We start from the raw sequence: 14,003 nt of genomic DNA, 5'->3' as shown, positions 1-14,003 counted from the left end.
GGCTGTCTAGCGAGCTTGGAAGGGACTCAGGCGGCGGTGGGCCGTGCTGGGCAAGTCAAACTTAACAGAGATCACATCTATGCTTTTTTCCCGTAAGTCGGTTTCCAAGCGTCACCTGCTGCTGATCGCGGCCGGTTTCAGCACCGTGTTGACCGGTTGCGCTACGTCGCCTGCGTCCAAGGTCGCGTCGAGCACCAAGGTCGAGTACTACCCCAACTGCTACGAGCCGGTGCAGCACCTGCGTGCCACCGACTCGAACATGACCAAGTCGGTGGTGACCGGTGCCGCCATCGGCGCGGCCGGCGGTGCGTTGTTGGGCGCGCTGACCGGCGACAAGGAAAAACGTGGCCGTAATGCCGCCATCGGTGCTGCCGGTGGCGCCCTGGCCGGCGGCGCGGCGGGTTACTACACCGAACGTCAGAAGCAGATCGCCGATGACAACCAGCGCATCGCCTCCTATGCCGCTGACGTGAATAAAAGCGTCTCCGACATCGACCGCAGCACCGCCTACGCCAAGGCGTCGCAGCAGTGCTACCAGAGTGCGTTCACCAAGCTTGTGGCCGACCGCAAGGCCAAGACCGTCAACGATACCGAAGGCCGCAAGCGCCTGGCGGAAATCGTCTCGGGCTTGAAGGAATCCAATGACCTGATCGTCGCAGTCAACGGCAAAGCCAGCGAAGACCTGAACAACTACACTCAGGCTTACGAAAAAGATCTGCAGCAAGTCGGCGTGCAGCGTGCCGACGTGGTCACCGTGGCCCAGGCCGATGCGGCGCCTGTCGTGACGCCGACCAAGAAGAAAGGCGCGGGCACCAAGCCACCGAAAAAGCCGGTGCTGCCAACCGTGCCGAAAGAAGCGGTCACCACCGAGAAGACCTTGCAAACGGCCCAGGCCAAGCAAGCTGAAAGCAAGCAGGTAGCCAACGCGGGTGATTCCCAGCTCAAGCTCAACTGCACCAACCCGAACCTGGTTGACTGGGCGCCGGTACCTTGCCCTAACGTCTAAGCACTTGTTGCTATAAGCGTTAAACGCCAGCCGATCTGCGCCTAAAGCGCAAGATCGGTGGCGTTCTATTTGCAAATCGTTACACTGCTGCGGCCACTCCAATAAATACACCGAGGCCGTGTGCATGAAATTTCGTCTTCTTCTGTGGGTGCTTGGCCTGATGATGGGCAAAGCCAGCCGCACCAATCCCGCCTTCCAGCAGCAACTGGGTGACAAAGACCTGGCCTTCCAGCTGCAGACCCTCGACGGCAAGGTTGCCCGTCACTTCATTGTCAAAGACCAGCGCATCACCAGCCGTTCAGGTGTTCACCCTGAGCCTGCCTTTGCGATTGCTTTCAAGGATGCCGCCTACGGTTTTGCCACGATGCAGGCGAAGAACAAGCAACTGGCGTTCATGACGGGGATTCAGGACAAGTCGATTCAGATCAAGGGCAACCCGGCGCTGGTGATCTGGTTTCAAGGGCTGACCAAGTATTTGAAGCCGAAGAAAAAGAAGTAGGGTTTTCAGGTATACCGAGTTGGATTCATCGCAGGCAAGCCAGCTCCCACAGTCTGGCTGCGTTCCAACGCTGGAACTCGGTCAACTGTGGGGGCTGGCTTGCCTGCGATAGCGGTTTATCAGGTGAAAGATTTAGCCCTGGCTGAACTGCGATGCCAACTCGCGCAACAGCACCTCGGCATCCAACACCTTGGCGACCACTTCCTCAGCTTTTTCCCGGCTCAAGCCCAAACGCTCCAGCAACGCATCCGGAATCGCCTCATCTGGCCCCGATCCAATCCCCCGGCTACGCAACAATCGCACCGCCAGACACACCAAGTTCGGATACTCGGCATATTGCCCGTCATAGGTCGGATCGTGCTGGAAGCGCAGGGCCGTGGACAACTCATCCGGCATGTCCCAGTAGCGCATCAGCCACGCACCGATCTGCTCGCGGCTGATCCCCAGCAAATGTTGCTCGACATAGCTGTGGCACAGGTGCGGGTTGACCTCCAGGTGTCGGCAGATCAGCGAGAAATGCGGTGGGAACACATGGGCCAGCAGCAGGTAGCCGAAGTTGTGCAACAGCCCGGCCAGGTAGGTCAGGCCGGCTTCCGGGCGCTGGGCACGGGGCATGGCGCGGGTCAGCCCCTCGATCACGGCAGCGGTGTAGATCGACTGATGCCAGTACGGGGTGGACTGATGCGGACGGTCTTTGGGCAGGCTCAGGGTTTTGCCCAGTGCCAGGCCGAGCGCCAGGTTGATCACCAGATCGAAGCCCAGTACGCGCACGATGGCGTCTTCGACTGAACGGATCTTGCCCGGCGAGGCGTAGTAGGGCGACGCGGCCCAACTCACCACCTGGGCGGCCAGCGCCGGGTCGGTTTCCACCACGCCGGTGATGTCATCGATGGTGGCGTTGGGATCTACGCGCAGCTTGATGATCTTTTGCGCCGTGTCGGCCAGCGGTGGAATCTCGATGGTCGCTTCCAGGCGTTGCTGAATGCGGCGGGCGGTGAACGCCTGCATCGCCTGGGTGATTTCCTCGCGGTCATCATTGGGGCGGTCCAGGTTCGGGCGAATGTTGCTCAATGGCTCGCCGAACTGGGCGGCACTGGCCTTGGTGAGCAGGCTCTTGAAGGCGTCACTGGGGATTTCCAGCAACAACCCGGCTTCGCCCGAATGCACCAGCAGGCTCGGCTCGTTGAGCAGGCTGCCTTCATACAGGCAAGGTGAACTAGTGAGCGGCGGCAGCCCGGGCAGCAGGCTCAGGTCATGCTTGCCAAGCATACGCTCGACCCGCTCCGGGGCTACGGCCGTGAGACGGCGACCAGTGAGTTCGGTGAGGCGGTTGAGGTCAAGCAACTGGCTTTGAGGGAACAGCACCATGAGTGCACCGACCGCATCCTCAAGCAACACCGCCTGGACCTTTCGCGCAGGGTTCAGGCCCGCGTGTTCGGCGACTTCCGTGTAGGGGACGGCGAGCTTTGCGAGCAGCGCCCGAATGACCGGCGGGGCGGTCAGTGGGGCTGTGGCGAGGGCAACTTCTGACATGGCCTGATCCAATTTCTTACAGTCATTGGAGTATAACCAGCTTGATACGGGTGATGGTCGGATAAGTGCGTCGGGCGTCACACTTGGCCGTATTGCTGCCCGTGCCGCAGCCAGCGATCCAGCAGCGGGCTGACATGTTCGGGCCAGCGTTCCAACAAGGCTTGCGCGGCGTCGCGCACAGCAGGCAACAAGTCGGCGTCACGCATCAGGTCAGCGACCTTGAATTGCAGCAGACCGGTCTGGCGTGTGCCGAGCATTTCACCCGGGCCGCGCAGTTCGAGGTCTTTTTCGGCGATGACAAACCCGTCGTTGGTTTCGCGCATGATGCCCAGGCGCTGGCGGCCGATCTGCGACAGCGGCGGGTGATACAACAGCACGCAATGGCTGGCAGCGCTGCCCCGGCCGACCCGGCCGCGCAATTGGTGCAGTTGCGCCAGGCCCAGGCGTTCGGGGTTTTCGATGATCATCAGGCTGGCGTTGGGCACGTCCACGCCCACTTCGATCACCGTGGTAGCCACCAGCAATTGCAGGTTGCCGGCCTTGAACTCGGCCATCACTGCGGCTTTCTCTGCCGGTTTCATGCGGCCATGGATCAGCCCGACCTTGAGTTCGCCCAGGGCGCTGGTGAGGTCTTCGTAAGTGGTTTCGGCGGCTTGGCAGGTCAGCTCTTCGGACTCTTCAATCAAGGTACAGACCCAGTACGCCTGCCGGCCTTCGGCGCAGGCGCCGCGCACGCGCTCGATCACCTCCACGCGCCGGGTGTCGGTGACCAGCACGGTGTTGACCGGCGTACGCCCGGGCGGCAATTCATCGAGGATCGAGGTGTCGAGATCGGCGTAGGCGCTCATGGCCAGGGTGCGCGGGATCGGGGTGGCGGTCATGATCAACTGGTGCGGGTTCATGCGCCCGCCCACGCCTTTCTGGCGCAGGGCCAGGCGCTGTTGCACGCCGAAGCGATGCTGCTCGTCGATGATCACCAGCGCGAGGTTCTTGAACTGCACTTCGTCCTGGAACAGCGCATGGGTGCCCACCACCATCGGCGCGCCGGCAGCGATTTGCTCCAGGGCGCTCGCACGGTTCTTGCCTTTGAGCTTGCCGGCCAGCCACGCCACTTCCAGGCCCAGCGGCTCGAGCCAGTGCTTGAAGGTGATGAAGTGTTGTTCGGCGAGAATTTCTGTCGGCGCCATCAGCGCGACTTGGTAACCCGCCTCCAGTGCTTGCAAGGCGGCGAGGGCGGCGACCACGGTTTTGCCTGCGCCCACGTCGCCCTGGATCAGGCGCAGCATGGGTTCTTGCTGGCTGAGGTCGTAGGCGATCTCATTGCCCACGCGCTGCTGTGCTCCGGTCGGCGCAAAGCCGAGGTTGGCCAGGTATTGCGCGGGAAGCCGCGTAGCCTTGGGCATCGCCGGCGCACGCAGGGAACGCATGCTTTCACGCAGGCGCTGCTGGGACAGTTGGTGGGTCAACAGCTCTTCGAAGGCCAGGCGATGCTGGGCCCAGTGATGGCCGAGGGCGAGTTCGTCCACATCGGCATCGGCGGGCGGGTGATGCAGGTAGCGGATCGCATCGGCCAGGGGCGCCAGTTGATAGTCGCGGGCCAGCTCCAGGGGCAGCCAGTCGGGCAGGCTTTGCGGGCCGAGCATGGTCAGGGTTTGCATGCACAGTTGGCGCAGGCGTTGCTGGGTCAGGCCCTCGGTCAGCGGGTAGATCGGCGTGAGGGTGGTGTCCACCGGTGGCGGTTCGTCGCCGGTGATGGCGCGGTATTCCGGGTGGTAGATCTCCAGGCCCGATGCACCGGGACGTGCCTCACCGTAGCAGCGCACACGGGTGCCACGCTTGAGGCCTTCTTTCTGCGCGTTGCTGAAATGGTAGAAGCGCAGGCTCAAGCCGCCAGTACCATCCTGCAGGCGCACCACCAGGCTGCGGCGCTTGCCCATCACCACGTCAGCGCCGCTGACAGTGCCTTCGACCACCGCATCCTGGCCTGGGCGCAAATGGCCGATGGGCACGACGCGGGTGCGGTCCTGATAACGTAGGGGCAAGTGGAACAGCACGTCCTGGAGGTTTTCCAGGCCGACCTTGGCCAACTTCTCGGCCATGGCGTCACCGACACCCTTGAGTGCCGTCACCGACACCTGCGACAGCTCAGTCATACGGTTGCTTAGCTCGCAGCGGGCGGCTTGGCCACCGAACACAGGCGAATCGAGTCGGCGAGGATCTCAATTGCCTTGGGGCGTGGGAAGCTGGCGCGCCAGGCGATCGCCACGGTACGGAACGGCACCGGAGGCGTGAGTGGGCGAACTTCGATCACGCCTTGAGCGTAGTGATGGCTGTCCACCGCTGACAGCGGCAGGATCGAAATACCCAGGCCGGAAGCGACCATATGGCGAATGGTTTCCAGGGAGCTGGATTCCACCGTGGTGTGCTTGGCGCCGTCGTTGCCCTTGGTCAGGGTCGGGCAGGCTTCCAGTACCTGGTCGCGGAAGCAGTGGCCTTCGCCGAGCAGCAGCAGGCTCTTGTCGTTGAGCAGGCCGGCATCGATGGTGTCCTTTTTGGTCCACGGGTGCGAGGCCGGCATCAGCACGTAGAACGGCTCGTCGTAGAGCGGCAGGGTCAGCACGTCCGCCTCGTTGAACGGCAGGGCGATGATGATCGCGTCCAACTCGCCGTTGCGCAGTTTGTCGCGCAGCACGTGAGTGAAGTTTTCTTCGATATACAGCGGCATCTGCGGCGCGACGCGGTGCAGTTGCGGGATCAGGTGCGGGAACAGGTAAGGGCCGACAGTGTAGATCGCGCCGACTTTGAGCGGTGCGGTCAGCTGGTTCTTGCCGGCCTGGGCCAGCTCGCGAATGCTTTGCGCCTGCTCCAGGACCTTCTGGGCCTGGGCAACGATGCCTTCGCCCACTGGGGTGAGGCGCACGGCGCTCTTGCTGCGCTCGAAAATCAGCACACCGAGTTCGTCTTCAAGCTTTTTCACGCCCACCGACAGCGTCGGCTGGCTGACGTGGCAACGCTCGGCGGCATGGCCGAAGTGCTGTTCTTGGGCGAGGGTCACGATGTAGCGTAATTCTGTAAGAGTCATAGCGGGCGTCCATGAAGTTGCGGGCCAAGCATACCGGCTGCAATCGATAGACGCACGTTATCAGAACTTTGCTGGGGATTGAGTGGGGAATGTCGGAAATTGTTGTCGCGGTGAAAGACGATGCGGGAGGGTGCGAGCCCCTCCCACATTGCTCTGCTAGCGGCGACGTTTATCGATGTTGTAAACGAAGGGTGCGACCAGTTCGACACTGCCGTTTTTCAACAAGTCGGCTGGCGGTTTGGGCAAGGGTTGAGCCTTGCGGATCATCTCCAGGGTCGCACGGTCCAGGTCGGCGTTGCCGGAGCGGCCTTCCAGTTCGTAGGACAGTACATTGCCTTCGCCATCGACCACGAAACGCAAGCGGTTCATGCCTTCCTTGCCACGTTGCTGGGCGCCCGGCGGGTACTTCTTGTACTTCTGCAGGTGCGCCAGCAGGGTACTTTGCCAGGATGCCTGGGCAGCAAGCTGCTGTGCCGATGGCCCGGGCGCAGGCTGGGCGGATTTTTGCGCAGGCGCGTTGCTCGGCGGCGTTTCGCTTGGAGGCTCCTCGGAAGGTTTCTCCTTGGGCGGATCGGGCTTCTTCTCCACTGGCTTGGGCGGTTGCGGCTTGGGTTTGGGCTTGACCGGCTTGGGCACCTGGATCGTTGGTTTGGGCGCCTCGGCCAATTTCGGCAGCGGCAGCTCCTCAACTGGCGGCGGCGGTGGCGCCACGACCTTGGGCGGTGCCGGAGGCGGCGGTGGCGCTGGCAGCGGCGCCAGGTCGATGACCATCGCGGCCGGCGGTAACTGGATCACCTGCGGCGCGGACCATTGGAGCGCGATGATGATCGCGACGGCATGCACGCCCAGCACGACGGCGAGGCTGGTGCCGTAACGCGTCAGTTTGTGGCGCGTCGTGATCATTTCTTGGCTGCCGTCTCAAGTCCGACCAGGCCTACCTTGAGGTAGCCGGCTGCCCGCAGGGCATCCATCACACTCATCAGGTCGCCGTAGTCCACGCCCTTGTCGGCCTGGAAGAAGATTGTCGTGTCTTTCTTGCCCTGGGTCTTGGCGTCGAGCACCGGCCCCAGGGTTTCAGCCTTGACTTCTTCTTCGCCCAGGAACAGGCGTTGGTCCGCCTTGACGCTGAGGAAAATCGGCTTCTCCGGCCGCGGCGCCGGCTTGGCGCTGGAGGCGGGCAGGTCAACCTTGATGTCCACGGTGGCCAACGGTGCAGCCACCATGAAGATGATCAGCAGCACCAGCATCACGTCGATAAACGGCGTAACGTTGATTTCGTGGTTCTCGACGAGTTCGTCGTCGCCTTGATTCAAATGCAGGCCCATGGCCGATTACCCCACTTTCACCATGTGCGGTTGCGAGCTGCGCTCGGTAGGCAGGTGATCGAGGTCACGGCTGACCAGCAGCAGGACTTCTGCCGACGCATCCGATACCTGAGCCTTGTAGCCGGCGATCGAACGGGCGAAGACGTTGTAGATCACCACCGCAGGGATCGCGGCAACCAGGCCCAGGGCAGTAGCCAGCAGGGCTTCGGCGATGCCGGGGGCAACGACGGCGAGGTTGGTGGTCTGGGTTTTGGCGATGCCGATGAAGCTGTTCATGATGCCCCATACGGTGCCGAACAGGCCGACAAACGGCGCGGTGGAACCGATGGTGGCGAGTACGCCGGTGCCGCTGCTCATGTTACGGCCGCAGGCGGCAACCAGGCGCTCCAGGCGGAAAGCCACGCGTTCCTTGATGCCTTCTTTTTCGCGGGTGTTGGCCGACAGGCGCATTTCTTCCAGCGCGTCGTGCACCAGGGTGTTGGCCAGGGTGCCCTTTTTGGTTGCGGTTTCGCTCGCTTCCTTGAGGGTAGTGGCTTTTTTCAGGTGGACGATTTCAGCGCGCAGACGACGCTTGGCGCCCAGCAGCTCGAAGCCTTTGGCAATCCAGATGGTCCAGGTGATGATCGAGGCGATGGCCAGGCCGATCATCACAACCTTCACCACTACGTCGGCATTCTGGTACATGCCCCATGGCGACAGGTCATGGGCCATACCCAGGGTGTTGTCTTCTTCCAGCACAACGCCGGTTTCGTTGGCAGGTGCGGCGTCGCCCGTGGCCTGGGCCGGGTCGGTAGCGGCTGGAGCTGGAGCCGCCGCTGGCGCAGCAGCATTCTGCTCGGTAGCCGCCGGAGTGGCGGGGGCGGTGGCATCAGCGAATGCGGCGGTCGGTGCCAGCAGGACGCTGAACAGCATCGCAGCAATCGCACGCCAGGCGCGGGATGGGCTGTGAGGCTTGGTTGGCGAAGCGGGGGTTGTATTACATGTCATGCTGGCCGGACCTGAGAGAAAAAATGGGTGATCGTCCTTCCAGACCGAGGGGGGTCGAGGACAAATGGGTGGTTATTATTGCAAGTAATTCTTGTTAACTAAAGTGGCACTGTTACTTTATTTCGCTTTTCACTGGCCGTTGATCCACTCGCGCGGCTAATCTGCGCCTTTGAGAATGGAGTTTTATGATGTCTGCGCCTTCTGTTGTGATTGCCGGTTGCGGTGATGTGGGTAGTCGGCTGGCTAGCCAATTGCTGGCCTCGGAATGGGAGGTCCACGGCCTGCGCCGCGATATTTCACGCCTGCCCGACGGCGTGATCGGCATTGCCGGCGATCTGTTCAAAAAGGACTGTCCGGACACCTGGCCAATCGGCGGGGTGGATTATCTGGTGTACTGCGCCGCTGCCACCGACCACGACGAGGCCGGCTATCGCGCCGCCTACGTGCAAGGGTTGCAGCATGTATTGGAGTGGCTGGACGACTACGGCCAGACGCCCAAGCATTTGCTGTTTGTCTCCAGCAGCAGTGTGTATGGGCAGCAGAACGGCGAGTGGGTCGACGAAACGTCAGAGACGCAAGCGAAGGGTTATTCCGGGCAGGTGATGCTGGAAGCTGAGCAAGTGGCGCTCAATAGTGGTATTCCGGCCACCATCGTGCGGCTGACTGGGATTTACGGCCCGGGTCGTGAATGGCTGCTGACCCAGGTGCGTCAAGGCTACCGCGTAGCGGTTGATCCGCCGCTGTATGGCAATCGTATCCACGCCGATGACGCCGCGGGCCTGCTCGCCTTCTTGCTGCGGCATGTGGAAAAAGGCGGTTCGCTGGACAAGGTCTACATCGGCGTTGACGATGCGCCGGCACCGCTAGCCGAGGTGGTGGCCTGGTTGCGCGAGTACCTGGGTGTGACCGAATGGGCCGAGGACGCCAGTGTGCGGCGTGCGGGGAGCAAGCAGTGCAGTAATGCGCGTATCAAGGCGTTGGGCTGGGTGCCGACTTACCCGACTTACCGGGAAGGCTATGCGGCGATTCTGAAAGGCTGAAGCGCGGCAAAAAATGTGGGAGCTGGCTTGCCTGCGATAGCGGTATATCAATCACATCTTTGTTGGGTGTAATACCCAGCTCCCACATTTGGATTTGGGCGAGGCTGTTATTACTTTTCAAGCAGCCATTGGCGCGGGCCTGGAGTAAACGAAGGCACTTCATCGGCCTGCGCGGTGTTGATCGCCTGGAAGATTTCCAGCTGCTCACCCTTGCGTACGAAAATCCATGGGTTGCCCTGGCCGTTCAGTTGCAGCCAGATGCTGTCGTAGCCGCCGCTCATGGAGGCGCAATCACCCGCCAGGCACAGTGAGTAACGGTCAACGCCAGGCAGACCGGCAATCTTGCCGTCAGCCTGGAACTGCACTGTGGCGCCGTTGCCGGTGCCGTCGGTTATCTTCCAGTCGCCGCCCATGTAGGCCGCATACAGTGCCCGTTCGAAGTTGGCACCCAGTGGTGCGCCTTCGGGGGCCGGGTCTTTGGCGCGGGCGAACAGCTGCTCTGGCTCATTGTCGTTGGCCACTTGCAGCAATTGTTTGCCTTTGCGCTTGAGTTCGGTAGCGGAGCTGCCGTAGAAGTCCACGCTCCACGCGCCGGGTTTTTCACCCGACAACTTGCCTTCCGCTACTTCAAAACCGTTGTAGTAGCGCGCCTGCAACGCCTTGGTGTTGACCTCCCACTCAAGGTTGGGGCCATAGGATTGCAGGGCTTCACGCAAAGGGCCGCCCTTGGCTGCCGCGTCGATGGCGGCCTGGTTGATCCAGGTACCGCTTACGTCCAGATCGGCCGGGTTGCTGGCACAACCGCCGAGCAACAGTGCGAGCAACGAAGAGGCTACAAGCGCTTTGCGCATTACGAAATCCTTATGAAGCGAAGCCGGCGCAGCCTTTTGGGGCTGCGCCGGGTGTTTTACTCGATGACCAGAATGGCGTCCATCTCAACCTGTGCGCCCTTTGGCAGGGCGGCAACGCCGATGGCGGCGCGGGCTGGGTAGGGTTGTTCGAAGTACTTGCCCATGATCTCGTTGACCTTGGCAAAATGGCTCAGGTCGGTGAGGAAGATGTTCAGCTTGACGATGTCCTTGAACGAACCACCGGCAGCTTCGGCCACGGACTTGAGGTTTTCGAAGACTTGTACGGTCTGGGCTTCGAAGCCTTCAACCAGTTCCATGGTCTTTGGGTCCAGCGGAATCTGGCCGGACATGTAGACGGTGTTGCCCGCCTTGATCGCCTGGGAGTAGGTGCCGATGGCGGCTGGGGCTTTATCGCTGGTGATAACTGTCTTGGTCATGAATGACTCCTTGTAATGGATCGGTTATGCACGCATACGGGTGATGCGGATCACACCGGTCAAGGCGCGCAGTTTCTTGATCACGCGGGCCAGGTGCACGCGGTCGTGCACACTGACCACCAGTTGGACCACGCTGATGCGACCATCACGTTCGTCCATGCTGATTTTCTCGATATTGCCGTCGGCCGCGTTGACGCTGCTGGCCAGCAGGGCGATCAGGCCGCGCTGGTGTTCCAGCTCCACCCGCAGCTCGACGTTGAACTCGCCGGTGACATCCTTGGCCCACGAGAGCTGGATGCATTTTTCCGGGTTGTGGCGGATTTCGGTGATATTGCGGCAGTTGTCCAGGTGCACCACCATGCCCTTGCCCGCGGACAGGTGGCCGACAATCGGGTCGCCCGGAATCGGTGTGCAACATTTTGCGTAACTGAGCACCAGACCCTCGGTGCCGCGAATCGCCAGCGGGCCTTCCGGGCTCGGCAGTTGTTCGCCTTCGCCCAGCAAGCGACGGGCGACCACGTAGGCCATGCGGTTGCCCAGGCCGATATCTTCGAGCAGGTCTTCGATGGTTTCCTGGCGATACTCATGAAGCATCGCCTGCACGCGCTCTTGCGCAATCTTGTCCAGGGCGCTGTCGAAGCCGTTGAGCACCTTGTTCAGCAGGCGCTCGCCCAGGCTGATGGACTCGGAGCGACGCTGCAGTTTCAGGGCGTGGCGAATATGCGTACGGGCCTTGCCGGTGACCACGAAGTTCAGCCATGCCGGGTTGGGGCGAGCGCCCGGAGCACTGACGATCTCGACCGTGGAGCCGCTTTGCAGGGGCTCGGACAGCGGCGCGAGACGACGATTGATCCGACAGGCAATGCAGCTGTTGCCGACGTCGGTGTGCACCGCGTAGGCAAAGTCGACCGCTGTGGAGCCCTTGGGCAGCTCCATGATCCGGCCCTTGGGCGTGAACACGTAGACCTCGTCCGGGAACAGGTCGATCTTCACGCTTTCGATGAATTCCAGGGAGTTGCCGGCACGTTGCTGCATTTCCAGCACGCCCTTGACCCACTGGCGGGCGCGGGCATGGGTGCCTTTGGGCTGCTCGTCGCCACTGGACTTGTACAGCCAATGGGCGGCGATGCCGTTGTTGGCCATCTCTTCCATTTCGCGGGTACGGATCTGAATCTCGATCGGCACGCCATGCATACCGAACAGCGTGGTATGCAGCGACTGATAGCCGTTGGCCTTGGGGATCGCGATGTAGTCCTTGAAGCGGCCCGGCAAGGGTTTGTACAAATTATGTACAGCGCCCAGCACGCGGTAGCAGGTATCGACCTTGTCGACGATGATCCGGAACGCGTACACGTCCATGATCTCGTTGAAGGCCCGGCGCTTGCCACGCATCTTCTTGTAGATGCCGTAGATGTGCTTCTGGCGGCCACTGACCTCGCCTTCGATCTCGTCGATCGCCAGGCAATGGCTCAGGGATTCTTCGATCTTGTTGACGATTTCCTTGCGATTGCCCCGGGCGCGTTTGACCGCCTGGTAGATGCGCGCCGAACGCATCGGGTGCATGGCTTTGAAACCAAGGTCTTCGAATTCGATACGAATGGCGTGCATGCCCAGCCGGTTGGCGATGGGCGCGTAGATTTCCAGGGTTTCCTTGGCGATGCGCCGACGCTTTTCGCCGGACAGCACTTCCAGCGTGCGCATGTTGTGCAGCCGGTCGGCCAGCTTGACCAGGATCACCCGAATGTCTCGGGCCATGGCCATGGCCATCTTCTGGAAGTTTTCCGCCTGGGCTTCGGCCTTGGTCTCGAAGTTCATCTGGGTCAGTTTGCTGACCCCGTCGACCAGTTCGGCCACGGTTTCGCCAAATTGCGCGCTGAGCGCTTCCTTGGCAATGCCGGTGTCTTCGATCACGTCATGCAGCATCGCGGCCATCAGGCTCTGATGGTCCATGTGCATGTCGGCCAGGATATTTGCCACCGCAAGGGGATGGGTGACGTACGCCTCACCGCTACGTCGGCGTTGGCCGTCGTGGGCTTGTTCGGCGTAGAAATACGCTCGGCGGACCAGGTTGACCTGGTCGGGGCCGAGGTAGGCCGATAAGCGATCGGCGAGGGCGTCTATGCTCGGCAAAGTGTGAACTCCTGCCGATGACTGTGACCCTGCGCCGTGCTACGTCGACCTGGCATAGGCTTAGACGGCCTCGTTGGACTCGTCCTCGAACGCTGCAAACAGCGGTTCGTCTTCAACGATTTCGGCGTTGGCAATGAACTCGTAGCTCATCAGGCCTTCAGCGATTTCACGCAGGGCTACAACGGTAGGCTTGTCGTTTTCCCACTGGACCAGGGGCTCTTTGCCGCCAGTGGCCAGTTGACGGGCACGCTTGGTAGAGAGCATGACCAGCTCAAAGCGGTTATCCACGTGTTCTAGGCAGTCTTCAACGGTTACGCGGGCCATGGTATTCCTCGGAGCGAATGCAAGATGCGCGCTGCCCGGTTGGGCGAGCGGACTGAGCAGTTTAAAAAATCACCAGCGTTTAGGGAAGCGCTGATTTTTCGCAGGCTCTCGCAAAACCGCTACAAGTGCCAATGTAAGGCCCTTGCAGCGGTTTTGGGAAGAGCCAATCAGCCGAGCAGTTCGGCGAGTAATTTGCCGAAACGCTGCTGTTGACGCTTTTGCTGGAGCTGATTGGCACGGAAAATCGCCTTCAAATCATCCAAGGCGTGGGCAAAATCGTCATTGATGATCAGGTAGTCGTAGTCGACATAGTGGCTCATTTCGCTGACGGCTTCACGCATACGCCCTTCGATGATCTCGTCGCTGTCCTGGCCACGGTTGGTCAGGCGCTGGTGCAACGCTTCAAGCGACGGCGGCAGGATAAAGATCGAGCGTGCCTTGGGCATCAATTGGCGCACTTGCTCGGCGCCCTGCCAATCGATTTCCAGAATCAGGTCGTGGCCTTCGTCCAGGGTCTGCTGCAGATGACTTTGGGAGGTGCCGTAGAGGTTGCCGAAGACTTCGGCGCGCTCCAGGAAGTCGCCGTGTTCGATCATCTTGACGAATTCGGTACGCTCGACGAAGTGATAGTGCACGCCGTTCACTTCGCCCGGGCGCATGGCGCGAGTGGTGTGCGACACCGAAATGCGGATCTGCTCGTCAGCGTCGGTCAAGGCTTTGACCAGGCTGCTTTTGCCCGCGCCCGAAGGGGCGGAAATGATGTAAAGGGTGCCGGTGCTGTGGGTCATG

General features: G+C 61.4%; 14 protein-coding genes. 3 read left to right on the top strand and 11 right to left on the bottom strand.

The genetic code is table 11. The features are described from left to right. The first annotated feature begins 79 nt into the window (after positions 1-79). Both tagQ and J1G33_RS05205 read left to right on the top strand, forming a co-directional pair. Positions 80-1,006 carry a type VI secretion system-associated lipoprotein TagQ gene (tagQ, locus tag J1G33_RS05210; protein WP_032878708.1) on the top strand — a complete coding sequence of 309 codons (927 nt, stop codon included), beginning with the start codon at positions 80-82 and terminating at the stop codon, positions 1,004-1,006. 124 nt (positions 1,007-1,130) lie between these two features. Next, positions 1,131-1,505 (top strand): hypothetical protein, encoded by a 375-nt coding sequence (locus J1G33_RS05205; protein WP_032803751.1) that lies wholly within the window; start codon positions 1,131-1,133, stop codon positions 1,503-1,505. Positions 1,506-1,637: 132 nt separating this feature from the next. Here the strand turns inward: J1G33_RS05205 and J1G33_RS05200 are convergent, their stop codons facing one another. From J1G33_RS05200 to exbB, 6 genes are all read right to left on the bottom strand, one after another. After that, a complete protein-coding gene (locus J1G33_RS05200) occupies positions 1,638-3,038 on the bottom strand; it encodes an aminoacyl-tRNA deacylase and HDOD domain-containing protein (RefSeq protein WP_005792496.1) in 1,401 nt (466 codons plus the stop codon). Positions 3,039-3,115: 77 nt separating this feature from the next. Beyond that, positions 3,116-5,191 carry an ATP-dependent DNA helicase RecG gene (gene recG / locus J1G33_RS05195; RefSeq protein WP_223017780.1) on the bottom strand — a complete coding sequence of 692 codons (2,076 nt, stop codon included), beginning with the start codon at positions 5,189-5,191 and terminating at the stop codon, positions 3,116-3,118. An 8-nt stretch (positions 5,192-5,199) separates the two neighbouring features. Then, positions 5,200-6,120 carry a hydrogen peroxide-inducible genes activator gene (locus J1G33_RS05190; protein ID WP_032878710.1) on the bottom strand — a complete coding sequence of 307 codons (921 nt, stop codon included), beginning with the start codon at positions 6,118-6,120 and terminating at the stop codon, positions 5,200-5,202. 156 nt (positions 6,121-6,276) lie between these two features. Further along, entirely contained in the window at positions 6,277-7,023 is a 747-nt protein-coding gene (locus J1G33_RS05185; protein ID WP_005792493.1) for an energy transducer TonB, read from the bottom strand. Then, positions 7,020-7,445: a TonB system transport protein ExbD gene (gene exbD / locus J1G33_RS05180; RefSeq protein ID WP_003195519.1), complete on the bottom strand. Its 426-nt coding sequence runs from the start codon at positions 7,443-7,445 to the stop codon at positions 7,020-7,022. The genes J1G33_RS05185 and exbD overlap by 4 nt, the downstream gene beginning before the upstream one ends. 6 nt (positions 7,446-7,451) lie before the next feature. After that, positions 7,452-8,432 (bottom strand): tonB-system energizer ExbB, encoded by a 981-nt coding sequence (gene exbB / locus J1G33_RS05175; RefSeq protein ID WP_223017779.1) that lies wholly within the window; start codon positions 8,430-8,432, stop codon positions 7,452-7,454. A 188-nt stretch (positions 8,433-8,620) separates the two neighbouring features. Here exbB and J1G33_RS05170 point away from each other — a divergent pair, with 188 nt between their 5' ends. Next, entirely contained in the window at positions 8,621-9,472 is an 852-nt protein-coding gene (locus tag J1G33_RS05170) for an SDR family oxidoreductase (RefSeq protein WP_223017778.1), read from the top strand. A gap of 110 nt (positions 9,473-9,582) precedes the next feature. Here J1G33_RS05170 and J1G33_RS05165 read toward each other — a convergent pair whose 3' ends face one another. The 5 genes from J1G33_RS05165 to gmk all read right to left on the bottom strand — a co-directional run bounded on the left by J1G33_RS05165 (position 9,583) and on the right by gmk (position 14,002). Then, positions 9,583-10,323 (bottom strand): hypothetical protein, encoded by a 741-nt coding sequence (locus J1G33_RS05165; RefSeq protein WP_032878714.1) that lies wholly within the window; start codon positions 10,321-10,323, stop codon positions 9,583-9,585. A 56-nt stretch (positions 10,324-10,379) separates the two neighbouring features. After that, positions 10,380-10,760, bottom strand: coding sequence for a RidA family protein (locus J1G33_RS05160; RefSeq protein ID WP_003176922.1), 381 nt, complete (start codon positions 10,758-10,760; stop codon positions 10,380-10,382). Positions 10,761-10,784: 24 nt separating this feature from the next. Further along, the gene (gene spoT / locus J1G33_RS05155; RefSeq protein WP_005792489.1) at positions 10,785-12,890 is read right to left on the bottom strand and encodes a bifunctional GTP diphosphokinase/guanosine-3',5'-bis pyrophosphate 3'-pyrophosphohydrolase; all 2,106 of its coding nucleotides are present in this window, start codon (positions 12,888-12,890) and stop codon (positions 10,785-10,787) included. Positions 12,891-12,950: 60 nt separating this feature from the next. After that, a complete protein-coding gene (gene rpoZ / locus J1G33_RS05150) occupies positions 12,951-13,214 on the bottom strand; it encodes a DNA-directed RNA polymerase subunit omega (protein WP_003176920.1) in 264 nt (87 codons plus the stop codon). Positions 13,215-13,381: 167 nt separating this feature from the next. After that, positions 13,382-14,002: a guanylate kinase gene (gmk, locus tag J1G33_RS05145; RefSeq protein ID WP_003213284.1), complete on the bottom strand. Its 621-nt coding sequence runs from the start codon at positions 14,000-14,002 to the stop codon at positions 13,382-13,384. Position 14,003 lies beyond the last annotated feature (1 nt).

The sequence above is a fragment of the Pseudomonas sp. P867 genome (assembly GCF_019891455.1).
GTDB classification, from domain to species: Bacteria; Pseudomonadota; Gammaproteobacteria; order Pseudomonadales; family Pseudomonadaceae; genus Aquipseudomonas; species Aquipseudomonas synxantha_A.
Note: the sequence above shows the minus strand (reverse complement) of the source record. Positions and strands in the feature narration are given on the sequence as shown.